At 64.3% G+C, this 22,611-nt stretch carries 21 protein-coding genes; 5 read left to right on the forward strand and 16 right to left on the reverse strand.

Going from position 1 to position 22,611, the window contains the following annotated elements; translation table 11 throughout:
- The first annotated feature begins 17 nt into the window (after positions 1–17).
- A complete protein-coding gene (gloA, locus tag DLM46_RS21740; protein ID WP_115103730.1) occupies positions 18–404 on the forward strand; it encodes a lactoylglutathione lyase in 387 nt (128 codons plus the stop codon).
- Between the two features lie 28 nt (positions 405–432).
- Complete coding sequence (locus tag DLM46_RS21745) at positions 433–831, forward strand: hypothetical protein (RefSeq protein WP_115103732.1); 399 nt, start codon at positions 433–435, stop codon at positions 829–831.
- A 47-nt stretch (positions 832–878) separates the two neighbouring features.
- Here the strand turns inward: DLM46_RS21745 and DLM46_RS21750 are convergent, their stop codons facing one another.
- The 8 genes from DLM46_RS21750 to DLM46_RS21785 form a co-directional block, all read right to left on the reverse strand.
- Entirely contained in the window at positions 879–1,781 is a 903-nt protein-coding gene (locus DLM46_RS21750) for a M48 family metallopeptidase (protein WP_115103735.1), read from the reverse strand.
- Positions 1,782–1,825: 44 nt separating this feature from the next.
- Complete coding sequence (locus DLM46_RS21755; RefSeq protein ID WP_115103738.1) at positions 1,826–2,584, reverse strand: lysophospholipid acyltransferase family protein; 759 nt, start codon at positions 2,582–2,584, stop codon at positions 1,826–1,828.
- A gap of 40 nt (positions 2,585–2,624) precedes the next feature.
- Entirely contained in the window at positions 2,625–3,179 is a 555-nt protein-coding gene (gene gmhB, locus DLM46_RS21760) for a D-glycero-beta-D-manno-heptose 1,7-bisphosphate 7-phosphatase (protein ID WP_115103740.1), read from the reverse strand.
- Positions 3,180–3,189: 10 nt separating this feature from the next.
- Positions 3,190–5,298, reverse strand: a complete 2,109-nt coding sequence (gene glyS, locus DLM46_RS21765) for a glycine--tRNA ligase subunit beta (protein WP_115103743.1) — start codon at positions 5,296–5,298, stop codon at positions 3,190–3,192.
- A gap of 15 nt (positions 5,299–5,313) precedes the next feature.
- On the reverse strand, positions 5,314–6,321 hold the full coding sequence (gene glyQ / locus DLM46_RS21770; RefSeq protein WP_115103931.1) for a glycine--tRNA ligase subunit alpha: 1,008 nt from the start codon (positions 6,319–6,321) through the stop codon (positions 5,314–5,316).
- Between the two features lie 238 nt (positions 6,322–6,559).
- Positions 6,560–8,170, reverse strand: coding sequence for an FMN-binding glutamate synthase family protein (locus DLM46_RS21775; protein ID WP_115103745.1), 1,611 nt, complete (start codon positions 8,168–8,170; stop codon positions 6,560–6,562).
- A 180-nt stretch (positions 8,171–8,350) separates the two neighbouring features.
- Positions 8,351–9,520: a tRNA 2-thiouridine(34) synthase MnmA gene (gene mnmA / locus DLM46_RS21780; protein ID WP_115103747.1), complete on the reverse strand. Its 1,170-nt coding sequence runs from the start codon at positions 9,518–9,520 to the stop codon at positions 8,351–8,353.
- Positions 9,521–9,580: 60 nt separating this feature from the next.
- Positions 9,581–10,075, reverse strand: a complete 495-nt coding sequence (locus DLM46_RS21785) for an NUDIX hydrolase (protein ID WP_115103749.1) — start codon at positions 10,073–10,075, stop codon at positions 9,581–9,583.
- Between the two features lie 388 nt (positions 10,076–10,463).
- Between DLM46_RS21785 and DLM46_RS21790 the strand changes: the two genes are divergently transcribed.
- The 3 genes from DLM46_RS21790 (at position 10,464) to DLM46_RS21800 (ending at position 13,455) form a co-directional block, all read left to right on the forward strand.
- Positions 10,464–11,606, forward strand: a complete 1,143-nt coding sequence (locus tag DLM46_RS21790; protein WP_115103751.1) for a Re/Si-specific NAD(P)(+) transhydrogenase subunit alpha — start codon at positions 10,464–10,466, stop codon at positions 11,604–11,606.
- A gap of 68 nt (positions 11,607–11,674) precedes the next feature.
- Positions 11,675–12,001 carry an NAD(P) transhydrogenase subunit alpha part 2 gene (locus DLM46_RS21795; protein ID WP_115103753.1) on the forward strand — a complete coding sequence of 109 codons (327 nt, stop codon included), beginning with the start codon at positions 11,675–11,677 and terminating at the stop codon, positions 11,999–12,001.
- The gene (locus tag DLM46_RS21800) at positions 12,001–13,455 is read left to right on the forward strand and encodes an NAD(P)(+) transhydrogenase (Re/Si-specific) subunit beta (RefSeq protein ID WP_115103756.1); all 1,455 of its coding nucleotides are present in this window, start codon (positions 12,001–12,003) and stop codon (positions 13,453–13,455) included. Before DLM46_RS21795 ends, DLM46_RS21800 begins: the two co-directional genes overlap by 1 nt.
- Positions 13,456–13,566: 111 nt before the next feature.
- Here the strand turns inward: DLM46_RS21800 and DLM46_RS21805 are convergent, their stop codons facing one another.
- The 8 genes from DLM46_RS21805 to DLM46_RS21840 all read right to left on the reverse strand — a co-directional run bounded on the left by DLM46_RS21805 (position 13,567) and on the right by DLM46_RS21840 (position 22,390).
- Complete coding sequence (locus tag DLM46_RS21805) at positions 13,567–14,307, reverse strand: helix-turn-helix transcriptional regulator (RefSeq protein ID WP_115103758.1); 741 nt, start codon at positions 14,305–14,307, stop codon at positions 13,567–13,569.
- 66 nt (positions 14,308–14,373) lie between these two features.
- Positions 14,374–14,757, reverse strand: coding sequence for a VOC family protein (locus tag DLM46_RS21810; RefSeq protein ID WP_115103760.1), 384 nt, complete (start codon positions 14,755–14,757; stop codon positions 14,374–14,376).
- 197 nt (positions 14,758–14,954) lie between these two features.
- Positions 14,955–16,247 (reverse strand): THUMP domain-containing class I SAM-dependent RNA methyltransferase, encoded by a 1,293-nt coding sequence (locus DLM46_RS21815; RefSeq protein ID WP_115103761.1) that lies wholly within the window; start codon positions 16,245–16,247, stop codon positions 14,955–14,957.
- Positions 16,248–16,277: 30 nt separating this feature from the next.
- Positions 16,278–18,416 carry a site-specific recombinase gene (locus DLM46_RS21820; RefSeq protein ID WP_115103762.1) on the reverse strand — a complete coding sequence of 713 codons (2,139 nt, stop codon included), beginning with the start codon at positions 18,414–18,416 and terminating at the stop codon, positions 16,278–16,280.
- 187 nt (positions 18,417–18,603) lie between these two features.
- Positions 18,604–19,353 carry a PqiC family protein gene (locus tag DLM46_RS21825; protein WP_115103763.1) on the reverse strand — a complete coding sequence of 250 codons (750 nt, stop codon included), beginning with the start codon at positions 19,351–19,353 and terminating at the stop codon, positions 18,604–18,606.
- Positions 19,350–21,008 carry a PqiB family protein gene (locus DLM46_RS21830; protein ID WP_115103764.1) on the reverse strand — a complete coding sequence of 553 codons (1,659 nt, stop codon included), beginning with the start codon at positions 21,006–21,008 and terminating at the stop codon, positions 19,350–19,352. Before DLM46_RS21830 ends, DLM46_RS21825 begins: the two co-directional genes overlap by 4 nt.
- Entirely contained in the window at positions 21,001–21,651 is a 651-nt protein-coding gene (locus DLM46_RS21835) for a paraquat-inducible protein A (RefSeq protein ID WP_115103765.1), read from the reverse strand. The genes DLM46_RS21830 and DLM46_RS21835 overlap by 8 nt, the downstream gene beginning before the upstream one ends.
- Before the next feature lie 7 nt (positions 21,652–21,658).
- Entirely contained in the window at positions 21,659–22,390 is a 732-nt protein-coding gene (locus tag DLM46_RS21840) for a paraquat-inducible protein A (RefSeq protein ID WP_115103766.1), read from the reverse strand.
- Positions 22,391–22,611 lie beyond the last annotated feature (221 nt).

The raw sequence follows: 22,611 nt of genomic DNA on the forward strand, positions 1-22,611 counted from the left end.
GCAACAGGGAATACACAATGCGCCTGCTTCACACCATGCTCCGGGTCGGCGACCTGGACCGCTCGATCGTGTTCTACACCGAACTGCTCGGTATGAAATTACTGCGCCGCGAAGACTATCCGGACGGCAAGTTCACGCTCGCGTTCGTCGGCTATGAAGACGAACGTAACGGCACTGTCATCGAATTGACGCACAACTGGGACACGCCATCGTACGACCTCGGCACCGGCTTCGGACACCTCGCTGTCGAAGTCGAAGACGCGTACGCCGCGTGCGACAAGATCAAGGCTCAGGGCGGCACGGTTGTGCGCGAAGCCGGTCCGATGAAGCACGGCACGACCGTGATTGCTTTCGTCACCGATCCGGACGGCTACAAGATCGAGTTCATCCAGAAGAAAAAATAACGCACGCGGCGGGGTGAGGATTCAGGCAATGAACAACAGCAATCCCTACTTCGAAGAACTGGAACATATCCACGTCGAGTTTCAGGCGTTGTTCGACGGCTCGGCGGATGCCGGCGCGCTGGAGCGGATCATGGCGCGCTTCGCGCCGCAGTTCACGCTGGTCATGCCGTCAGGCGTCGTACTGGATCTCGCAGGCGTGCGCGAGACGCTCACGAAGCTCCGTGGTGCGCGCCCCGGCTCACAGATCACGATCCGCGATAGGGAGATCGTGACGGAGTATCCGTCGGGCGCGGTGGTGAAGTATTGTGAATATCAGCGCGATAGTGCGGGCAACGCTAACGTGCGGCGCTCGACTGCAGTGATGGACATCGACGCGCAAGGCAAGGTGACGTGGCGCCATCTGCAGGAAACCTTCTGCGCGGCATGAGGCCGCGGGTTTCAGAAGCCGACGCATCAATGTGGAGCGCCAGCGCATTAAAGCGTCGGCAGCAACTCCGGCGGATGTGACTTCAACGTCTGCCGCGCCTCGCGGAATTCCGGAAAAATCGATTCGACCGTTTGCCAGAAGCGCGGGCTGTGATTCATCTCGCGCAGATGCGCGAGTTCGTGTGCGACGACGTAATCGATGATCGACAGCGGGAAGTGAATCAGCCGCCAGTTCAGGCGGATCTTGCCGTCGCTCGAACAACTGCCCCAACGCGTAGCCGCCGAGGAGAGCGCATACGCGCGATAGTTGACGCCGAGCTTGTCCGCGTAGATCGCCAGCCGCTCACCGAACAGACGCTTTGCTTCGCCTTGCAGCCAACCTTGCACGCGATCCTTGATCTGCTGCGGGTCGGCCTGCAACGGCAGCGGCAGAGCGAGCGCCGCTTCGTCCGCGTTGAAGGCGAGGGTGCCTTGCGGCGAACCGAGCTTCACGCGCACAGGCTGGCCGAGATACGGCACTTCCGCGCCATCTTTCCAATCGACCTTCGGCAACGCACGCTGTTCGACGCGCGTCTGCCATTCGATCAGCTTCGCAAAAATCCAGCGCTGCTTTTCGGTGATTGCGGTTTCGATATCGGCGAGCGTGACCCAGCGTGGTGCGGTAATCATCAGGCCGCTGCTGTCGATCGCAAAGCCGATCGAGCGGCGTGCAGAGCGCTTGAGCTGGTAGTGCAGCGTGCGCGAGCCGAGTGTCAGGCTGCGCAGCTTGCTGCCATCCGGCGCGAGCGGCACGACCGGCGGCTGCCCGGTCTGCGAGTCCGCAGGAGAGCCGGACAAAGGCGCGGACGGTGAAGGGAACGACGACGTCGAACCCGGCTCGACGAAGAGCGGGAGATCGAGTTGCCGGCTATCGAGCGCCGCAGCGGGCTGCGGCGTAGGAGACTTCTGCATCGGATTCGGCTTCGCGCAAATGCGCCTTCGAGGGCGCGGGCGCGTCAGATTGGTGCGGCGGCGGAACTGCTTTCCGCCGCGCGGTACGCAGTAGGATCGATACGGCGCATTTCAGCTTCGATCCACTGTTCGACGCGCGTGTTCACTTCATCGGGCGTGAGCCCCGTCGTCTGGATCGGCTTGCCGATCGACACTGTGACTATACCCGCATATTTGAGAAACGAGTTGCGCGGCCACACACGTCCCGCGTTGTGCGCGATCGGCACGACCGGCGCGCCGCTGGCAATCGCAAAACGCGCACCGCCGGTTTTGTACTTGCCCTGCTTGCCGGTCGGCGTGCGCGTGCCTTCCGGAAACATGATGACCCACGCGCCCTCGGCCATTCGCGCCTTGCCTTGCTTGATGACCGATTCGAACGCGTACTTGCCTTCCTTGCGATCGATGTGAACCATCTTCAGCATGCCGAGCGCCCAGCCGAAGAACGGCACATACAGCAGCTCGCGCTTGAATACGTAGCACAGCGGCCGCGGCATCAGCGCCGGAAACGCCAGCGTTTCCCATGCCGATTGATGCTTCGACAGCAGCACGGCCGGACCGTCGGGCAGGTTCTCGTAACCTTCGACGTGGTAGCGGATACCGTTCAGCCAGCGCACCGTCTTGAGCGTGGCGCGGCACCAGCCGGCGGCCATCCAGTAGCGGCTGTCGGCGCGCATGAACGGAAACGCGACGAAGCACGCGATCGCGTACGGCACCGTGAACAGGACGAAGTAGATCAGCAGCAGCAAAGAACGAATGAAGCGCATCGGCGTGGTCAGTGTGGGTTGGGGACGCGCTCGCTGCGCGTCACTCGTGAGCGTCGGAGAGGAAGTCGAGCGCGAACGCGCGCAGATCGTCGTGCACGCGTGTGCCGTCGGGCAGGCCGCCGGCCTCGAGCGTTTTGCGGCCTTTGCCGGTCAGCACCAGATGAACCGGATGTCCGAGCACTGCGCCCGCTTGCAGATCGCGCATCGCATCGCCGACCACCGGCGTATGCTCCGGCAAGACTTCGAAGCGCTCGGTGATCATCTTCAGCATGCCGGGCTTCGGCTTGCGGCATTCGCAATGGTCTTCAGCCGTGTGCGGACAGAAGAACACCGCGTCGATGCGCCCGCCGACCGCTGCCGCCAACCGGTGCATCTTCAGATGCATCGCATTGAGCGCGTTCATGTCGAACAAACCGCGCCCGATGCCCGACTGGTTCGTCGCGATCGCGACACGATAACCGGCCTGGTTCAGCCGTGCGATCGCTTCGAGCGAGCCGGGCAGTGCGACCCATTCGTCCGGCGACTTGATGAACGCGTCGGAATCGACGTTGATCACGCCGTCGCGGTCGAGGATCACCACTTTCTTGATCGGCATGGCGCGGGGCTCAGGCAGCGAGTCGGGAAATGTCGGCGACGCAATTCATCTGCTGATGCAGCGTGCCGAGCAAGGCCAGACGGTTGGCGCGCAACGCCGGGTCTTCGACGTTGACCATCACGTCGTTGAAGAACGTGTCGACCGGTTCGCGCAAGGCGGCAAGCGCCGTCAAGGCGCCGGTGTAATCGTGTGCGGCGAGTTGCGACTGCACATGCGGCGCCACCTGTTCGAGCTGCGCGTGCAAGGCTTTTTCCGCCGTCTCGGTCAGCAGCGCGACCTGCACGCCGCCGCTCGTCGTGATGCCGTCCGACTTCTTCAGGATGTTCGAAATGCGCTTGTTGGCTGCCGCGAGCGACGCCGCTTCAGCCAGCGTCGTGAATTCGCGCACTGCGTCCAGACGTGCCACGATCTCGTCGAGGCGTGTCGGGTTCAGGGCCAGCACCGCGTCGATTTCGCCCACCGCATAGCCGCGCTCACGCAGCAAGCCGCGCAGACGGTCCATGCAGAACTCGTAGATCGCCGGCGTCGAATCGGCGACGTTCGGTGCCGCGGCGAATTGCGCGTAGGCGGTGCGCAGCAGTTCGACCAGATCGACCGGCAACTGCTTTTCGACCAGAATCCGCAGCACGCCGAGCGCGTGACGGCGCAGCGCGAACGGATCTTTTTCGCCGGAGGGTTGCAGGCCGATGCCCCAGATGCCGACCAGCGTTTCGAGCTTGTCCGCCAGCGCGACAACCGTTCCGGTTGGGGTGGTGGGCAAGGCGTCGCCGGAGAAACGCGGCTGGTAGTGTTCCGAGCACGCGAGCGCGACTTCTTCCGGCTCGCCGTCGTGGCGCGCGTAGTACGTGCCCATCGTGCCTTGCAGCTCGGGGAATTCGCCGACCATGTCGGTGATCAGATCGGCCTTGGCGAGACGCGCGGCGCGCCTGGCGAGCGCGACATCGGCGCCGATCAGCGAGGCGATCGCGCCAGCCAGCCCTTCCACACGCTCGACGCGTTGCAGCGCCGAACCCAGCTTGTTGTGATACACGACGTTTGCAAGCTGCGGCACGCGCTCGGCGAGCGGCTTCTTCTTGTCCTGCTCGAAGAAGAACTTGGCGTCGGCCAGACGCGGACGCACCACGCGCTCATTGCCTTCGACGATATCGCCCGGCGTCGCCGTTTCGATGTTCGACACGATCAGGAAGCGCGAGCGCAGCTTGCCGTTCGCGTCCGTCAGCGCGAAATATTTCTGGTTCGTCTGCATGGTGAGGATCAGGCATTCCTGCGGCACTTGCAGGAATTCGTCCTCGAAACGGCAGGCGTAGACCACCGGCCATTCGACCAGCGACGTCACTTCGTCCAGCAGCGCTTCGGGCATCACCACCTGATCGCCGTTGGCTTGCGCGAGCAGATGCGTGCGGATGGTTTCCTTGCGGTGGGCGAAATTCGCGACCACGCGACCCTTGTGCATCAGCGTCTCGGCGTACGCATCCGCGTGCTGGATCTGCACGAAGCCTTCGGACAGGAAGCGGTGGCCGAGCGTGGTGTCGTCGGCGTCGATGCCGAGCGCCGTGACCGGCACGACCTGGTCGCCATGCAGCACCGTCAGACGTTGCGCCGGGCGCACGAACTGGATGTTGGTGCCGTCCGGACGCTGATACGTCATCACTTTCGGGATCGGCAGCTTCGATACGGCGAGTGCTTCGTCGAGCGCGCTTTGCAGGCCTTCGGCGAGCGTCGCGCCCGGTGCGGCATAGCGCAGGAAGAAGGCTTCAGCCTTACCGTCCGGAGCGCGCTCCAGGTCGCTCACCGAAAAATCGGGGAAACCGAGTGCGGCCAGTTTTTTGGCGAGCGGCGCGGTGGGCTGGCCGTCCTTGTCCAGTGCGACCGAAACCGGCAGCACTTTTTCGCGCACGTGTTTTTCCGGCGCAACCGCGCGCACATTCCTGATCGTGACCGCGAGGCGGCGCGGCGTTGCATAACGTTCGAACGACAGTTCGCCTTCGATCAGATCGCGCGCCGCGAGGCGCTGTGCAATGCCTTCGGCGAACGCGTCGCCGAGACGCGCGAGCGCCTTCGGCGGCAGTTCTTCGGTCAGCAGTTCGACGAGCAGGGTAGCTTGATGGGGATGAGTCATTTCTAGGTGTTCTCGTCAGTCCTGGTCGATCTTGCGTTCGACTTTCAGCGGCGGCGCCCATGCGGGCATCGCGGCATCCTGTGCGTCGGTGGTGAGGCCGGGCACGCCGTGCACCGGATTGCCGAGCATCGGGAAGCCGAGCTTTTCGCGCGAATCGTAGTAAGCCTGCGCGACCAGCTTCGACAGCGCACGGATGCGGCCGATATACGCCGCGCGTTCCGTGACGGAAATCGCGCCGCGCGCGTCGAGCAGGTTGAAGGTATGGCCGGCCTTCAGCACGAGTTCATAGGCGGGCAGCGCGATCTGCGCATCGATCATGCGCTTCGCTTCCGCTTCGTAGCTGTTGAAGATCGAGAACAGCAACTCGACGTTCGCGTACTCGAAGTTGTAGGTCGACTGTTCGACCTCGTTCTGGTGATACACGTCGCCGTAAGTCAGACGACGGAGTTCCGGGCCGTTCGGGCCTTGCTCTTCCCATTCGGTCCAGACCAGGTCGTAGACGTTTTCGACCTTCTGCAGGTACATCGCGAGACGTTCGAGACCGTAGGTGATTTCGCCGAGCACCGGCCTGCAATCCAGGCCGCCGACCTGTTGGAAGTAGGTGAACTGGGTCACTTCCATGCCGTTCAGCCACACTTCCCAGCCGAGGCCCCACGCGCCGAGCGTCGGGTTTTCCCAGTCGTCCTCGACGAAGCGGACGTCGTTCTGCTTCAGGTCGAAGCCGAGCGCTTCGAGCGAGCCGAGGTACAGGTCGAGGATGTTTTCCGGCGCGGGCTTGAGCACCACCTGGTATTGATAGTAATGCTGCAGGCGGTTCGGGTTCTCGCCATAGCGACCGTCCTTGGGACGGCGCGACGGCTGCACATAGGCTGCTCGCCACGGTTCCGGACCGATCGCGCGCAGGAAGGTGTGGACGTGGGACGTGCCCGCGCCGACTTCCATGTCGATCGGCTGGAGCAACGCGCAACCCTGCTTGTCCCAGTAGGACTGCAGTGTCAGGATGATTTGCTGAAACGTGAGCATGAAGTGCCTTTCGGGCATAGGGCCGCGCCGCAAAGCGCCGAAGCGCGCGGGGCGGCCGTGGAGCGAAGTGCTAAACCGTAGATTTTAACGGAAAGGGAGGGGGGTGTCCGTTTTGCGGGGGCAGACGAGCTCCGCGGTGGTCATCAAACGCCGAAGGGCCGCACAACGCGGCCCGGCGTCGTCAACGCCCAGGACTTTGTGGCGATCGGCTCGCCGGCCGATCGCCGCCACAACCGGATTACGTCGCAGCCAGGTCCATCTTCGGCGCAAACGAATCGCTGCGCGCCACCGGCCACCACTTCTCGTACAACGAATAGCGATAGCGGCCGTTGAGCAGATCGTCCGGTTCGAGATACTTCAACAGCTCCGACATCAACTGGACCTCATGCGACGACACGCGCCGCACGATGTGATGCGCACGCAGTTCCGCCGGGTGCTTCAGCCCCGCGGCCTGAATGATTTCTTTCAGCGCATGCAGCGTGTTGTGATGGAAGTTGAACACGCGCTCGGCCTTGTCCGGCACGACGAGCGCGCGTTGGCGCACCGGGTCCTGCGTCGCCACGCCGGTCGGGCAGCGGCCGGTGTGGCAGGTTTGCGCCTGGATGCAGCCAACCGCGAACATGAAGCCGCGCGCCGCGTTGACCCAGTCGGCGCCGATCGCCAGCGTCCTGGTGATGTCGAACGCGGTGATCATCTTGCCGCTCGCGCCGATGCGAATGCGCTGGCGCAAGCCGATGCCGACCAGCGTGTTGTGCACCAGCAGCAGTCCTTCCTGCAACGGCACGCCGACGTGATCGGTGAATTCCAGCGGCGCGGCGCCCGTGCCGCCTTCGGCGCCGTCGACCACGATGAAGTCCGGCAGGATGCCCGTCTCCAGCATCGCCTTCGCGATGCCGAAAAATTCCCACGGATGCCCGATGCACAGCTTGAAGCCGGTCGGCTTGCCGCCGGAGAGGGTGCGCAAACGGTCGACGAATTCGAGCAGGCCGCGCGGCGTCGAGAACTCGGCGTGCGTGGCGGGCGAGATGCAATCGCGGCCCATCGGCACGCCGCGCGTCTCGGCGATCTCCGGCGTGATCTTCGCGGCCGGCAGCACGCCGCCGTGACCGGGCTTCGCGCCTTGCGAGAGCTTCACTTCGATCATTTTCACTTGCGGCTCGGCGGCCTGCTTCGCGAACTTCTTCGCGCTGAAGGTGCCGTCGTCGTTGCGGCAGCCGAAGTAGCCCGACGCGATTTCCCAGATGATGTCGCCGCCATGCTCCCGGTGATATTTCGACATCGAACCTTCGCCGGTGTCGTGCGCGAAGTTGCCTTTTTTCGCGCCCAGGTTCAGCGCCATGATCGCGTTAGCCGAGAGCGAGCCGAAGCTCATCGCGGATACGTTGAAAATCGACATCGAGTAAGGCTGCGCTCGGTCCGGTCCAACGACGACGCGAAAGTCATGACCGTCGAGCGTGGTCGGCGCGAGCGAGTGGCTGATCCATTCGTGCGCGACGGCTTTGACGTCGAGTTCGGTACCGTACGGTCGGCTGTCGACGTCGTTCTTGGCGCGCTGATAGACGATGCTGCGTTGCGCGCGCGAGAACGGTTTCTCGTCGGTATCGTCTTCGACGAAATACTGGCGGATTTCCGGGCGGATGAATTCGAACAGGAAACGGAAGTGCCCCCACAGCGGATAGTTGCGCAGAATCGCGTGGCGTTCCTGCGTCAGATCGAAAAGGCCGAGCGCGACGAGCGCCACCGGCACGATGATCCAGAACCATGAAATGCGATGTGTCGCGGCGAGCGCCGCGCACACTGCGAGCAGCGCGACTGCGCACCACATCGCCAGATAACGTCGAGAAAACATGGGGACTCCAGTGCAGTGAAGGTCGTCACGGAGCGATCGTCAACGCTTGCGCGCAGACGGAATCCGCAGCGAAAGGTAGCAACAACTGCTTTTTTATGGTGATGCTGCGGCTCGAGATGAAGCTTGCGGGTGAAGCGCGTGCCGCGGCGGCGAGCGCCGCGGCACGGTGAAACTCGTTCTCTAGCGGGCCGTCAGCAGCGCCGCCTTTTGCGGCTGGCGCACCACCGGCTGGCCGGTCATCGCGTGCTCGATGATGCCGCCGCCCAGACAGACGTCGCCATCGTAGAGCACCGCCGATTGCCCCGGTGTGACAGCCCATTGCGCGGCGTCGAAATTCAGTTCGAACAGAGCGTCGGCGGCGCCTGCCACCCCGGCCGCCGCACTAGCCGCCGCACTGAACGTGCAGGGCGCGTCGGCCTGGCGATAGCGGGTTTTCGCGCCGCACGCGAAACCTTCAGCCGGCGGTTCACCCGCGACCCAGCTCGTATTGCCCGCTGAGAGCGTATGGCTCAGCAGCCATGGATGATCATGGCCTTGCGCGACATACAGCGTGTTCGACGGAATATCCTTGCCGGCCACGAACCACGGTTCGCCGCTGCCGTCCTTGCTGCCGCCGAGGCCGATGCCCTTGCGTTGGCCGAACGTGTAGAACGCGAGACCGATGTGTTCGCCGACCACGTTGCCGTCGGTGGTTTTCATCGGGCCGGGTTGAGTCGGCAGGTAGCGGTTCAGGAAGTCGCGGAACGGCCGCTCGCCGATGAAGCAGATGCCGGTCGAATCTTTTTTCTTCGCATTCGGCAGGCCGATCTGCTCGGCGATTTCGCGCACTTTGGTTTTCGGAATCTCGCCGAGCGGAAACAGCGTCTTCGACAACTGCGCCTGATTCAGCCGGTGCAGGAAGTACGACTGGTCCTTCGTGTGATCGAAGGCCTTCAGCAGTTCGAAGCGGCCGTTGTTCTCGCGCACGCGCGCATAGTGGCCGGTCGCGATGGTTTGCGCGCCGAGCGACATCGCGTGGTCGAGGAAAGCCTTGAACTTGATTTCGGCGTTGCACAGCACGTCCGGATTCGGCGTGCGGCCGGCCGAGTATTCGCGCAGGAATTCGGCAAACACGCGGTCCTTGTATTGCGCGGCGAAGTTGACCGCTTCGACGTCGATACCGATCAGGTCCGCCACCGAGACGACGTCGATCCAGTCCTGCCGCGTCGAGCAGTACTCGCTGTCGTCGTCGTCTTCCCAGTTTTTCATGAACAGGCCGACCACGTCGTAGCCTTGTTCCTTCAGCAGCCACGCGGTGACCGACGAATCGACGCCGCCCGACATGCCTACTACGACTTTTTGCTTGCTCATAAGATGCTCACTGCGTACTGCCTGACTTCATTGATCGGTTAGTGGCCGTTCATTGGCCGTTCATTGGCCGCTCATTGGCCATTTGGGCCCGACCGAATGCGTGTGCACGAAGTCGAGCGGGAAACGCCGGCCCGCGAGGTAATCGTCGATACATTGCATGACGAGCGGCGTGCGATGCCGTTCGGGACATGCGCGCAATTCTTCGGCGCCCATCCACAGCGTGCGGACAATGTCGGGGTCGAGCGCGCGATCCGCTTGCTGCTCGCCGTTCTTGCCGCAATAGGTGAAGCGCAGATACGTCACGCCCTCGCGGCCCGGCCGCACGACATGCGTCATATACATGCCCACCAGCGCCTCGGGCGTGAACGGATGGGCGGTTTCCTCGAGCGTTTCGCGGCTGACCGCTTCCAGAAGCGTTTCACCCGCTTCCAGATGGCCGGCGGGCTGGTTCAGCCGCAGGCCGTCGACGGTTTGTTCCTCGACCACGAGAAAGCGCCCGTCACACTCGACGATAGCCGCGACGGTGACGTGCGGCGTCCAGGTTTCCGGTTTCATGGGTGCGCATTTTACCGCCTATGGGCCAGGGCTGCCGGGAGGCGGGCGACCGGCGGCGGGCGATCGGCAGCGGGTGACCGGCAGCGGGCAACGGGCAACGGGCAACGGGCAACGGGCGACGGGCAGCGGGCAACGGGCAACGGGCGACGGGCGACGGGCAGCGGGCAACGGGCAGCGGGCAGCGGGCAGCGGGCAGCGGGCAGCGGGCGGGCCGCAAGTAGGGACGGCGGCCTGCAAGCCGTCCCGCAGGGCTGGGACCCCCGGATTGTCCCCGATTTCGGCGCACCCCACAGTTTCGGTTAAAGTGACGCGTTAGCCGTGGCAATTGCAAGCCGGCGTGCCTCGTCGGCGGATCTGTCGTAAAACAGGAAGTCGAGGAGGAACAACGATGCACATCGGAGTGCCAGCCGAGACGCGCGCGCACGAAACCCGCGTCGCCGCGACGCCCGAAACGGTCAAGAAGTATGTGACCCAGGGCCATCGGGTCACGATCCAGAGCGGCGCCGGCACCGGCGCAAGCTTCCCTGACGATGCCTTTACAGCCGCCGGTGCGGAAATCGTCGATGGGGCGACCGCGTTCGGCGCGGATATCGTCCTCAAAGTGCAGTCCCCAACCGATGCCGAGCTGCCGCTTCTGAAGCGCGGCGCGACGCTGGTCGGCATGCTCGATCCTTTCAACGCCGAAAACGCGTTGAAGCTCGCCGCCGCGGGCGTGACTGCGTTCGCGCTCGAAGCCGCGCCGCGCACGACGCGCGCGCAGAGCCTCGACGTGCTGTCGTCGCAGGCGAACATCGCCGGCTACAAGGCGGTGCTGCTGGCGGCCACCCTTTACCCGCGCTTCATGCCGATGCTGATGACCGCCGCCGGGACCGTGAAAGCCGCGCGTGTGCTGATTCTCGGCGCGGGCGTGGCCGGCTTGCAGGCGATCGCGACCGCCAAGCGCCTGGGCGCGGTGATCGAAGCCTCGGATGTGCGTCCGGCGGTCAAGGAGCAGATCGAATCGCTCGGCGCCAAGTTTCTCGACGTGCCTTATGAAACCGACGAGGAGCGTGAAGCCGCGCAGGGCGTCGGCGGTTATGCGCGGCCGATGCCGCCTGGCTGGCTGCAACGCCAGTCGGCACTGGTCCACGAACGCGCGAAGCAGGCCGACGTGGTGATCTCGACCGCCTTGATCCCGGGCCGCGCCGCGCCGACGCTGATCTCGGTCGAAACCGTCCAGGCGATGAAGCCGGGCTCCGTGCTGGTGGACCTCGCGGCAGGACGCGGCGCCGAGTACGAAGGCCGGCGCGGCGGCAACTGCCCGCTCACCGAAGCGGACCAGGTTGTCACCCGACACGGCGTGCAGATCCTCGGTTACACGAATCTGGCCTCGATGGTGCCCGCCGACGCGTCGTCCCTCTACGCACGCAACCTGCTCGACTTCCTCAAGCTGATCATCACGAAGGAAGGCGCCCTGAACATCGATCTCGCGGACGACATCGTCGCGGCCACGCTGCTGGCCCGCAACGGCGAAGTCGCGCGCAAGGCCTAGCAACGATGTTGCATGGGACCAGAGTAAGCGCTAAAGCGCTAACTCTGGTCGACAAAGGAGAGAGAGGAATGGAAGTCATCAACCACACCGTGATCAACCTGATCATCTTCGTGCTGGCGATCTACGTCGGCTACCACGTCGTCTGGAACGTCACGCCTGCGCTGCATACGCCGCTGATGGCTGTGACCAATGCGATCTCGGCGATCGTGATCGTCGGCGCGATGCTGGCGACCGGTCTTACGCTGGGCACGCCAGGCAAGTTCTTCGGCACGCTGGCCGTCGCGCTCGCGGCGGTCAACGTATTCGGCGGATTCCTCGTGACAAGGCGAATGCTGGAGATGTTCCGCAAGAAAGAGCCGAAGAAGCTCCCCGCAGCCAGCAAGGAGAACGCGTAATGAGTCTGAACGTCGTCACGCTGCTTTATCTGGTCGCGTCGGTCTGCTTCATCCAGGCGCTCAAGGGGCTGTCGAATCCGAAGACGGCGCGCATCGGCAACACTTTCGGCATGGTCGGGATGGCGATCGCGATCCTCACGACCCTCGTGCTGATCACCAAACAGGCTGCCGGGCTCGGCTCGAATCTTGGCCTCGGGCTCGGCCTGCTGCTGGTCGCGCTGGTGATCGGCGGCGCGGTCGGCGCGTTCGTCGCGGCGCGCGTCGAGATGACCAAGATGCCGGAACTGGTCGCGGCGATGCACTCGCTGATCGGTCTTGCGGCGGTGTGCATCGCGTATGCGGTGGTGTCGGAGCCGTCGGCGTTCGGGCTCGTCGATCCGGAGAATCCGGTGCCGGGCTTCCTGCCGTATGGCAATCGCGTCGAACTGTTCATCGGCACGTTCGTCGGCGCGATTACGTTCTCCGGTTCGGTGATCGCGTTCGGCAAGCTCTCGGGCAAGTACAAGTTCCGGCTCTTCCAGGGCGCGCCGGTCGTGTACGGTGGCCAGCATCTGATCAACCTGATGCTCGCGATCGGCATGCTCGGCTTCGGCGTGATCTTCTTCCTCACGCAGTCGTGGCTGCCGTTCATCATCATGACGGCGATCGCGTTCGCGCTCGGGGTGCTGATCATCATCCCGATCGGCGGCGCGGATATGCCGGTGGTGGTGTCGATGCTCAATTCGTACTCGGGCTGGGCGGCGGCGGGCATCGGTTTTTCGCTGAACAATCCGATGCTGATCATCGCGGGTTCGCTGGTGGGCTCGTCGGGTGCGATCCTGTCGTACATCATGTGTAAGGCGATGAACCGCTCGTTCTTCAACGTGCTGCTCGGCGGCTTCGGCAACGAGCCGGGCGCGGCCGCGGCAGGCGGCGCGGCGGAGCAGCGGCCGGTGAAATCCGGTTCGGCCGACGATGCGTCGTTCATGCTCGGCAACGCCGAAACCGTGGTGATCGTGCCCGGGTATGGGTTGGCGGTGGCGCGCGCGCAGCATGCGCTGAAGGAGCTCACCGACAAGCTGGTCGAGAAGGGCATCGAGGTGAAGTACGCGATTCACCCGGTGGCCGGGCGGATGCCGGGGCACATGAACGTGCTGCTCGCGGAAGCCGAAGTGCCGTACGACATGGTGTTCGAAATGGACGACATCAACGGCGAGTTCGGCCAGGTCGACGTGGTGCTGGTGCTCGGCGCGAACGACGTGGTGAACCCGGCGGCGAAGAACGATCCGAAATCGCCGATTGCCGGCATGCCGATCATCGAGGCTTATAAAGCTCGCACAGTGATCGTGAACAAGCGGTCGATGGCAGCGGGCTACGCCGGTCTCGACAACGACCTGTTCTACATGGACAAGACGATGATGGTGTTTGGCGACGCGAAGAAGGTGATCGAGGATATGGTGAAGTCGGTGGAGTAACGCGCTTCGGCATCCCGGCGGATCACGGCCTGCGAGGTGGCGGGCCGTGATCCGCTTTTGTGCGTCCCAACTGCATGCGTGAAGCGTTGCGCCCGCTGCAAGAGAAAATCCTTATCGCGGCTTCGCGCGTACGTGCCGCAACCAATCCGCCAGCCGCCGGTCTTCCTGGTCCGGATACTGTTCGAGCAACTGGAGATTCTGGATCTTCTCCAGACCGAAATTCCGGAAGTCGCTGCGTAATTCGCACCACGCGCCCAGCGTCCAGTGCGCGCCCCAATAGGCGAGCGCCAGCGGCCATACGTGCCGCTCGGTGGCCGCGCCGTTGACGTCGGTGTAAGCGAAGCTCACTACCTGACGGCCGTCGATCGCTCGATGCAGCGCATCCACCTTCGCGGAAAAATCCGCTTTGATGTGAAACGACGGTGCGAAAATCGCCAGCCGTTCGAGCGTCGCGCGTTTGTCGGCGGGCATCGCCGAGGCGATCTTCGCCAACGCGCCGCGCGCGCCGCTCGCAAAGCCGGCGCCGCCCCATGATTCGAGCATTCGTGCGCCGGCTGCGAGCGCGGCCAGCTCATCGGCGGTGAAGGTGAGCGGCGGCAAGCTCGCCGCGCGGCTCAGCCGGTAGCCAATACCGGCTTCGCCTTCGATCGGCACGCCGGAGAGTTGCAGATCGCGCACGTCGCGATAGACCGTGCGTAGCGAAATGTTGAGCCAGTCGGCGAGTTGTTGCGCGGTGGTCAGACGCCGGCCGCGCAGCAATTCGGCGATCTGGAACAGGCGGTCGGCGCGGCGCGTCATCGAGGGCGTCTTGTAGAAAAGAACGGGGACAGTCCCACGATGATAGCGCCGCATGCCGTGCTCCGGTCGGCATTCGCATTCGGACCGGCTGACGATTGACCGCTGTCGCCGCCGGGCCGTTTAACCGTTGGTCCGCGAATGCAGACCCAGGCGGTTGCCTTCCGTATCGGTGAAGAACGCGATGTAGCCGATGTCCTGCGGCAGCTTGATCACCGGTCCGTCCACCTTGCCGCCGGCCTGTTCGACGCGGGCGAGCGTGGCGTCGACGGTAGGTTGCGCGTTCAGGTAGACGAGCACGCCGTCGTCGGTCGGCGTCATCGACGGGCTGTGGACAATCGCGCCGCCAGTGGCCGGCTCTTCGTAGCCGAAAATCGCGATCGGCTGGCCGCCGATTTCCTCGCGATTCAGTTTGACGTCGAGCGCGGTTTCGTAAAAACGAACGGCGCGGTCGAAATCGATCGACGGAATCTCGAACCATGCAACAACTTTGGATGATGCGGACATGTCACTCTCCTATGGATGACGGGTAAGCCGTGTAAAGCGCCGGATGGCGTGAGAAGGAGTGTGCAGGGGGGCTACTGACAGCGTAGTGTCAGTAGGGCGTGGCGGAAGTGCGAATAGACGCGAGCCCGCCCAGACGCAAAAAAAGCCGCGGACCTGTTGGGTCCGCGGCTTCTCATCAAGGCTGTTGCGCTACCGGCTCAAGCTGCCGGCGTGTCGTTCTGCGGCCGCTGCCGGACGCTGCCCGCGATCAGGTCGAAGCGGAACAGCCGGCATTCGAGCGCGCCATTGAAGAGCGGCGTTTTGGTCGACTCGCGCAGACGCAACTGGCCAGGCAGCTTGCGATCCGACGTGAGAATGAACGCATGCCAGCCGGTGAAGCGCTGTTTCAGCGCGTCGCCGAACAACTGGAAAAATTCGCTGTCCGGCGTTTCTTCCTGGGCGCGGCGGAAACCGTCGTCTTCACGGTCTTCGCGGTTGCCTCGGCCTTCGCGGAGTTCGCCGCGTGCGTTGCGGCCACGCACTTCGATCCGCTCGCCATACGGCGGATTCGCGACGAGAATGCCCGGCTCCGGCGACGGCGCGGTCATGCCGCGCGCGTCGACCTGTTTGAGCGGAATGGACGGCAGGCCGGCGCGCTGGAAGTTCGCGCGTGCTTTGTCCAGCATGTCGCCGGAAATGTCGCTGCCGAAGATCTGCAGATCGGCGCGCGAGCTGCGGGCGGCGAGCTTGGCATCCAGCGCGGCGGCCTTCAGCGTTTGCCACGTCTTTGCTTCGTATTGCTTGAGCTTTTCGAAGCCGAAGCGGCGTTCGGCTCCTGGCGCGATATTCAGCGCGACCTGCGCGGCTTCCGCGAGGAACGTGCCGCTGCCGCACATCGGGTCGTAGAGCGGCGTGCCGGCGCTCCAGCCGGTCAGGCGCAGGATGCCCGCCGCGAGGTTCTCGCGCAGCGGCGCCGCGCCCTTGTCGAGACGCCAGCCGCGCTTGAAGAGCGGATCGCCGGAGGTGTCGAGGTAGAGCGTGCAATCGGTGGCGGTGAGGAAGGCAAACACGCGCACGTCGGGCATAGCGGTGTCGACGCTCGGACGCGCGCCGCTGACTTCGCGCAGACGGTCGCAGATCGCGTCCTTGACGCGCAGCGTCGCGAATTCGAGGCTGCGCAGCGGCGATTTGATCGCCGTCACGTCGACGCGCAGCGTTTCGTTTGCGGAGAACCACTGTTCCCAACGCTGTTCGAGCGCGAGCGCGTAGATGTCCTGCTCGCTGCGGTACGGGCGATGCGCGATTTTCAGCAGCACGCGGCTCGCGAGGCGCGAATGCAGGTTGGCGGCCATGCCGGCAGCCCAGCCCCCGCGGAAGTGCACGCCGCCCGGCACTTGTGGGCCGGCTGTGAACGGCGCGCCGTGCAGATGTTTCGCGGCAATTTCGGCGAGTTCGGCGGCGAGCGAGGTTTCGAGGCCGCGCGGACAGGGAAGGAAGAAGTCGAAGGACATTGAGGTTGCCGGAAGGCGTTGGATAAGGCGCTATTGTACGCGGTCGGGGTGAAGCGCCCGGGCGCGTACCGGCCACACCAGTTCGAGCGGACGCTGGAATACGCGCTGCCAGATCGCGCCGCGCAGCGAGCGCACCGTCTTGCGCCGCAAATCGCGCGATTTCACCGCCATGTAGAAGGCAAGCGCGAAGCTCACGGCCACGTTCAGGATCGCCATGCTGCCGACGCCCGCGACCGCCCACCAGAGCTCAGGCAACTTCAACGTGTCTTTGCCGAGCACGCCGAGCGCGACACCGATGGAGCCGGCGCTGAGCGTGACGTGGCGCACTTCAAAAGCGAACGCGAAGGCAGTGATGATCGCGGGCACGAGACCGAGCATCAGGCCGAGCGTGATATTGCCCGCCACGCCTGCCACGTTCGAGCGACAGAACTGCGCGAGGCGGGCGGCGCCGGCCACGCCGAGCGTCATGCGCAGACGCCGGTTGTAGGCGAGCGCATCGGCTACGCGATGCAGGACGAACCAGTTGTCCGTCCAGCCTGCGAGCAGGCTCGACGACCACAGCAGCACGCCGGTCAGCGCCGCGTAGAGCGGCGTCGGTCCGAGCAGCGCGAACGATTGCAAGGTAGCGTGGGCTTTCTCCGGCGAAATGAGGTTGGCGTGGAACAGCATGTGCCACAGCAATTGCACGCCGAGGCACACGGGGAACACCAGCAGGACGTTGCCGAGCACGGCTGCCGCTTGCGTGCGGATCAGCGCGGTCACCGAACTCACGAAGCTGTCCACGCCTGCGGGCGTGCCGGTCCCGTCGAGTTCGCGGGCGAGGGTGGGCGCGGTCATCGCCGGCTGCTTGGTAGCGAGCGAGAAGTGCAGGAAGTGCATCAGAAGGAAGCTGGCTGTGTAGTTGATGCCGGCCAGCAGGCCCTCGAAGATCGATTGCAGATGCGCGCCGGTGATCGCGAACTTCACACACACCGTGACGACGGTGACGAGTCCGCCGCCGGCCGCCATGCGCAGCATCTTCAGGTACTCGGCGCGATCGCGCGCGATGTAGTGCTCGCCGGTGTCGGCGCTGTATTCGACGACCTTGCGCGCGAGCAGCGAGAAATTGCTGCGCACCAGGTGGGCGACGCTTTGGCTCGCATGATTCGCGTTCACCAGTTCGGCGGTCAGACGCGCGCCGGCGTGCGGATCGTCCTGTGCCATCCATGCGTTGAGCAGAAGCTCCGCGCGCACGATGCGCATGCGCATCCGCTCGACCTGGAACACGATATCGACGCTGACGCCGTTGCGGTAGAGGTGTGCGAAGACGTTGTCGGTGGCGCTGCGGCATTCGTCGAGGAGCAGCCGCAGATAGTTGACCTCATGCAGCAGCCTGTCTTGCGACGCGCCTTCGACGACGGCCTGATGCGCGGCTTCGACTGCGAGCATCGCGCGTGTGAGGCGGTAGAACGGCTGCTTTTCCATGGCGACGCGCACATCGCCGGCATCGCGGACGTCGACTTCGCCGAGGCGGCTGCGCACGGTTTGCGACAGGCCGGTGGAGCTGATCTGGCAGGTGAGGTTGTGCAGCGCGGCCAGCAGGTCGAGTGAGAACGGCGTGGTTTCGTGCGGCTCGTTTTCGTCTTGCTCGTCGTCGAAGAGGGCGCGGATGCGGGTGAGCAGATCGGTGGGGAGGGCGTCGATCCACTGCGCGTCGCGCTCGGAGTTGAACATCAGCCTGACGATTGCGGTGAGATCGCGCCGGTTGGGCGCGGGCGGAATCAGCGATGCCTCGAACCGTTCGAACAGCGCGCCGAAGAAGCCCGAGTGGACCGGCATGCCCGCGTCGCAGAGGAGCGAGAGGCTGTCGCTTTCGCGCAGCAGCGCGCGGAGGATGCCGGCGACGTTGGCCTTCCACGTGGGGTTGCGGTCGAGGACGTGGAGCAGGTAACGGATGCGGGTGTGCGCTGGGATCGAGCGCGAATCGGAGGCGGAGTCGGAGGTTGTGCTGGATGCGGCCGGTTGGACGGCGCCCCCGCGGCGGATCCAATGCGCGAGCTCTATCAGCCACTCGCTGCGGTCAGGGTATGGCGCGGTCTTGTCAGCGATCGCTAGCAGCGCGTCTAGCTGGTGGCCGCTGTCGCGGGATGCACGCCATTTTTTTATGAATCTTTGGATGGAGGTGAACATTTTCTTGTTTTGCCTGCGGCGCTGGTGGTCGTTAGGTAGAAGGATATGGCATGTTTTTTTCTTCTGGTAAGCCAAGACCAACGCCGTAGGCAAACAGCCATAAGAACCGTCGCGAAGGCAAATAATCAAGCAAAGACCACCGCCGCAGGCAAACCACAATTGCCGCCGCCAAAGGCAAAACAAAACCTTAACCAGTAGTACCAACAACAGAAGGACAAGCAGGCACAGCCGGAGCAGTAACAGTCCCCTTGCTAGCGGAACTGGCCTTCCCCTGCGTGGCAGAAGCAGCCATCGCCTTCACCCCAGCAGCAATCTGCAAAGACATCTGCCGCAACGCCAACCGATGCCCGCTCACCAGAGCGTCATAGCCACCGCCAACCGGCTCACTAACAACACCCCGGCAAGTCATCACAGCAGTACTGCGTACGGCCCGTACGCTCCAGACAGCGTCGAGCAACGCATGCGATCCCGGCCATGACTCGAACCGTTGCACATTCACGCTGACCCGATAGACAGGCACGCTATCCGGATAAGCGGTGCCATACACGTCGATCGTGTCCAACTGCTGCGTGAGGCCAGTCGACAACGCACGACGAATCTCATCGCCCGGCAGCGAGGCCCAACGCTCCTGCTCCAGCACCTGGACCTGCGTCGGTCCCGTCTGCACGACGAACTGAGTCTTGGCCACTTGAGGCGGCACGTCGATCGGCGCGACTTCGATCAGCCACGCCGGCGCACCCGAAGTCCGCGCGCTAACCAGCGCCCCAGCAGAAGCGGACGCAACTGAAGCAGCAGAAGCGCCACCATCGCTGAGCGTATAAAACCGGCTAGCCGGCGACGAACACGCCGCCATCGTCATCAGTCCGGCCAGAGCGCCAACATAGGCAGCGCCGCGCGCGAGCCCGCGCAGCGGGCGGGGGAGCCGGGCAAACATCATGGTTTATCTCCTGATTTACCGCGCAACAGCGATTCTGGATGACGCTCCAGATAGTCCGACAGCGCATTCAGCGACTGCAACGTGCGCGTCAGTTCCTGCAACGCCTGATGAACATCCGACTGCAACGGCGAATCCTGCTGCAAGGCCGCCTCGGCCGAACCGAACGTCTGCTTCGCCGCCGCCAGGGTGTCGCGCGCCTGCGGCACGACTTCCTTGTCGAGCCGCGCGAACAGCTGGTCGGCGTTCTTCAGCGCGCTGCTCAGATTCATCCCGATCTGGTCGAACGGCACCTTGTCGAGCTTCTTCGCAATGTCGGCGACTTGCAGTTGCAGTTCGTCGAGCGTGTTAGGAATAGTCGGCAACTCGAGCTGATCACCCGTCACGTCGATCGTGGCCGGCGGCGCCTTCGGGAAAATATCCAGCGCCACATACAACTGGCTCGTGATCAGGTTGCCGGTACGCAACTGGCCACGCAGCCCATGCTTGACGAGCTGTTGCAGCAGGTTCTGCCCAGCCAGGCTGCCTGGCGTCGGCGCCGATTCGCGGAAGCGCCTGCCGAGACGGTCGGGGTACAGGTTCATCGTCACGGGCATCGTGAAGGTACGCGTCTTCGGTTCGTAGTCGATGCCGATGTTGGTCACCTGGCCGAGCACGATGCCCCGGAAATCGACCGGCGCGCCGACGGATAGCCCGCGCAGCGACTGGTTGAAGTTCATCACCACGCGCAGCGGCACGCCGTCCGGTTCGCGCATCGCGTCCGCTTCGTCGGAGCCGAGGCGGAAGGTCGTGTTGTTCGGCGCCTGCGCGCCCACGCCCTGGCCCGGCGGCGACTGGAACGACAGGCCGCCGACGATCACGGTCGCGAGCGACTGGGTGTTCAGCTTGAAGCCGCTCGAATCGAGCCGCAAGTCGACGCCGCTCGCATGCCACCAGCGCGAGTTGGTGCCGACGTACTGGTCGAACGGCGCGGCCACGAACACTTGCATTGTCACGCCGGTGCCGTCCTTGTCGAGCGAGAAACCGACCACCTGGCCGACCTGCACGCGCCGGTAGAAAATCGGCGAGCCGATGTCGATCGAACCGAGCGAATCGCCGTGCAGCACGAACTGGTGGCCTTTCTGGTTGCCGGTAACGGGCGGCGGCGTTTCGAGCCCGACGAAGCGCGACTCGCCGTCCGGCGAATGGCCGGCGTCCGCGCCGATGTACGCGCCCGACAGCAGCGTGCTGAGCCCCGACACACCGCTCGCGCCCACCCGCGGCCGCACCACCCAGAAGCGCGAATCTTTCACCGCGAAATCTTCGGCTTCCTTCGTAAGCTGCACCTGAACCAGCACGTGCGACAGATCCCTCGACAGCGTGATGGTCTTCACCGCGCCGACGTCGACGTCCTTGTACTTGACCTTGGTCTTGCCGGGCTCGAGCCCTTCGGCGCTGACGAAACTGATGGTGATGGTCGGGCCTCGTTCGGTCACCGACTTGATCACGAGCGCGACGCCGATCAGCGCGGCGATCAGCGGAATCACCCAGACCAGCGAGGGCAGCCAGCGGCTGCGCGGCTCGATGTCGGGGTCTGGCAATTGGGGCGGTAGCGTGGGTCCGTTCGAATCGTTGCGCGGCGCATCGGAGGCGGGCGTCGGTCCTTGCGGGCTAGTCATGGTCGCGGTCCTGAGGTTTTTGAGTACTGCCTTCCACGTTGTCCCAGATGAGCCGTGGATCGAATTGCATGGATGCCATCATGGTCAGAATCACCACGGAACCGAAAGCGATGGCGCCCGGTCCGGCTGTGATCACGGCCAGCGACTTGAAGCGCACCAGCGCGACCGTTAGCGTGACGACGAACACGTCGAGCATCGACCAGCGCCCGATCCGTTCGACCATCCGGTACAGCGTGGTGCGCTGCTCCGGCCGCCAGCGCGAGCGGCGCTGCGCCGTGACGGTGAGCAGCACCAGCACGCTGAGCTTGAGCATCGGCACCATGATGCTGGCGACGAACACGATCACCGCCAGCGGCCAGTCGCCCGAGGTCCAGAAATAGACGACGCCGCTCATGATGGTGTCGTCTTCGGACCCGAGCAGCGACGAGGTGTGCATCACCGGCAACAGATTCGCGGGAATATACAGCAAGGCCGCCGCGATCAATAGCGCCCAGGTGCGCATCAGGCTGTCGGGATTGCGCCGGTGCAGCACCGCGCCGCAACGGCTGCAATGCTGCGGCTCGACGGAGCGGATGCGCGGCTCGACCCGTCCGCACGCGTGGCAGGAGACGAGGCCCGCGCGCTTCGCGGTGACGTATTTCATCGTGCGCTCACCCCTGATGCGGCGCCGGCGGCGCGCCGGCCTCACCCGTGGAGGGCGCGGGCGGCGCCTCCACGATATTGACGGCGACTGCCGCGCTATCGGCCGCGGTGCGCGGCAGCGGACGCCGATCGTGGCCGTTCATTTCGTCGGCGAGATCCCACAGAATGCGCGGGTCGAAGGTGACGACCACCGCGAACATCAGCGTCAACGCGCCGAACGCGAACAGCGCCGCTTCGGGAATCACGCGGGCGAGACTCACCATCTTCACAATCGTAATCAGCACGCCGAGCATGAACACTTCGATCATGCCCCACGGGCGCACGAATTGAATCGCGCGCAACACCCGGTTGAATGCGGGCGGCACATAACCGGCGCGCAGCGGGATCAGCACATAGAGCAGCGCGACCAGTTCGGTCAGCGGAAACAGGATGGTCGAACAGAACACCATGACCGCGACGATCTGCATGTCCTCGCCCCATAGCGCGATGAGTGCGCCGAACAGCGTGGTCTGCGAGGTGATGCCGTTGGTTTCCAGTTCGACGATCGGGAATCCCTGGGCGATCAGAAAGGTGATCAGCGCGCCGAGAGTCATCGCGCAGATGCTGTCGAGCTTGCGGGAGACGCCGCGATAGAGCGTCGCGCCGCAGCGCGGACAGCGCGCGACCGTACGACCGACAAGCGGTGGCTTGCGGAACAGCGTATCGCACTCATGGCACGCAATCAGGTTGTCATGTTCCATACGGCACAAGGGCTAACGACGTGAGGGAGGCGTGCAATGCCGGTTGTCAAGGTGGGCATGGCGAAAGTGTGGAGCAATAGTACCAAACGCGCCTCGCGGCCGCGCCGACCGCTGCGCCCGATACGGCCGTGAGCCCGGCTGCGCGGGCATTTGAATTTGTCTTACATGAAATCTAATATGGCTCTGACAGCCTCCGGCGCTCGTTGTTCAATGCCGGCCCC

It is taken from the genome of Paraburkholderia lacunae, from assembly GCF_003353175.1.
Lineage (GTDB): Bacteria > Pseudomonadota > Gammaproteobacteria > Burkholderiales > Burkholderiaceae > Paraburkholderia > Paraburkholderia lacunae.

Bases quoted from the DNA above. Each gene is read 5' to 3' on its own strand.
- DLM46_RS21785 (WP_115103749.1), bottom strand. From the start codon at position 10,075: ATGAAACCGGAAACCTGGACGCCGCACGTCACCGTCGCGGCTATCGTC.
- DLM46_RS21755 (WP_115103738.1), bottom strand. From the start codon at position 2,584: ATGCGCTTCATTCGTTCTTTGCTGCTGCTGATCTACTTCGTCCTGTTC.
- DLM46_RS21750 (WP_115103735.1), bottom strand. From the start codon at position 1,781: ATGCAGAAGTCTCCTACGCCGCAGCCCGCTGCGGCGCTCGATAGCCGG.
- glyQ (WP_115103931.1), bottom strand. From the start codon at position 6,321: ATGCTCACGTTTCAGCAAATCATCCTGACACTGCAGTCCTACTGGGAC.
- gloA (WP_115103730.1), top strand. From the start codon at position 18: ATGCGCCTGCTTCACACCATGCTCCGGGTCGGCGACCTGGACCGCTCG.
- DLM46_RS21820 (WP_115103762.1), bottom strand. From the start codon at position 18,416: ATGTTCACCTCCATCCAAAGATTCATAAAAAAATGGCGTGCATCCCGC.
- DLM46_RS21800 (WP_115103756.1), top strand. From the start codon at position 12,001: ATGAGTCTGAACGTCGTCACGCTGCTTTATCTGGTCGCGTCGGTCTGC.
- DLM46_RS21745 (WP_115103732.1), top strand. From the start codon at position 433: ATGAACAACAGCAATCCCTACTTCGAAGAACTGGAACATATCCACGTC.
- DLM46_RS21830 (WP_115103764.1), bottom strand. From the start codon at position 21,008: ATGACTAGCCCGCAAGGACCGACGCCCGCCTCCGATGCGCCGCGCAAC.
- mnmA (WP_115103747.1), bottom strand. From the start codon at position 9,520: ATGAGCAAGCAAAAAGTCGTAGTAGGCATGTCGGGCGGCGTCGATTCG.
- glyS (WP_115103743.1), bottom strand. From the start codon at position 5,298: ATGACTCATCCCCATCAAGCTACCCTGCTCGTCGAACTGCTGACCGAA.
- DLM46_RS21805 (WP_115103758.1), bottom strand. From the start codon at position 14,307: ATGCGGCGCTATCATCGTGGGACTGTCCCCGTTCTTTTCTACAAGACG.
- DLM46_RS21835 (WP_115103765.1), bottom strand. From the start codon at position 21,651: ATGAAATACGTCACCGCGAAGCGCGCGGGCCTCGTCTCCTGCCACGCG.
- DLM46_RS21825 (WP_115103763.1), bottom strand. From the start codon at position 19,353: ATGATGTTTGCCCGGCTCCCCCGCCCGCTGCGCGGGCTCGCGCGCGGC.
- DLM46_RS21815 (WP_115103761.1), bottom strand. From the start codon at position 16,247: ATGTCCTTCGACTTCTTCCTTCCCTGTCCGCGCGGCCTCGAAACCTCG.
- DLM46_RS21790 (WP_115103751.1), top strand. From the start codon at position 10,464: ATGCACATCGGAGTGCCAGCCGAGACGCGCGCGCACGAAACCCGCGTC.
- DLM46_RS21810 (WP_115103760.1), bottom strand. From the start codon at position 14,757: ATGTCCGCATCATCCAAAGTTGTTGCATGGTTCGAGATTCCGTCGATC.
- DLM46_RS21775 (WP_115103745.1), bottom strand. From the start codon at position 8,170: ATGTTTTCTCGACGTTATCTGGCGATGTGGTGCGCAGTCGCGCTGCTC.
- DLM46_RS21795 (WP_115103753.1), top strand. From the start codon at position 11,675: ATGGAAGTCATCAACCACACCGTGATCAACCTGATCATCTTCGTGCTG.
- DLM46_RS21840 (WP_115103766.1), bottom strand. From the start codon at position 22,390: ATGGAACATGACAACCTGATTGCGTGCCATGAGTGCGATACGCTGTTC.
- gmhB (WP_115103740.1), bottom strand. From the start codon at position 3,179: ATGCCGATCAAGAAAGTGGTGATCCTCGACCGCGACGGCGTGATCAAC.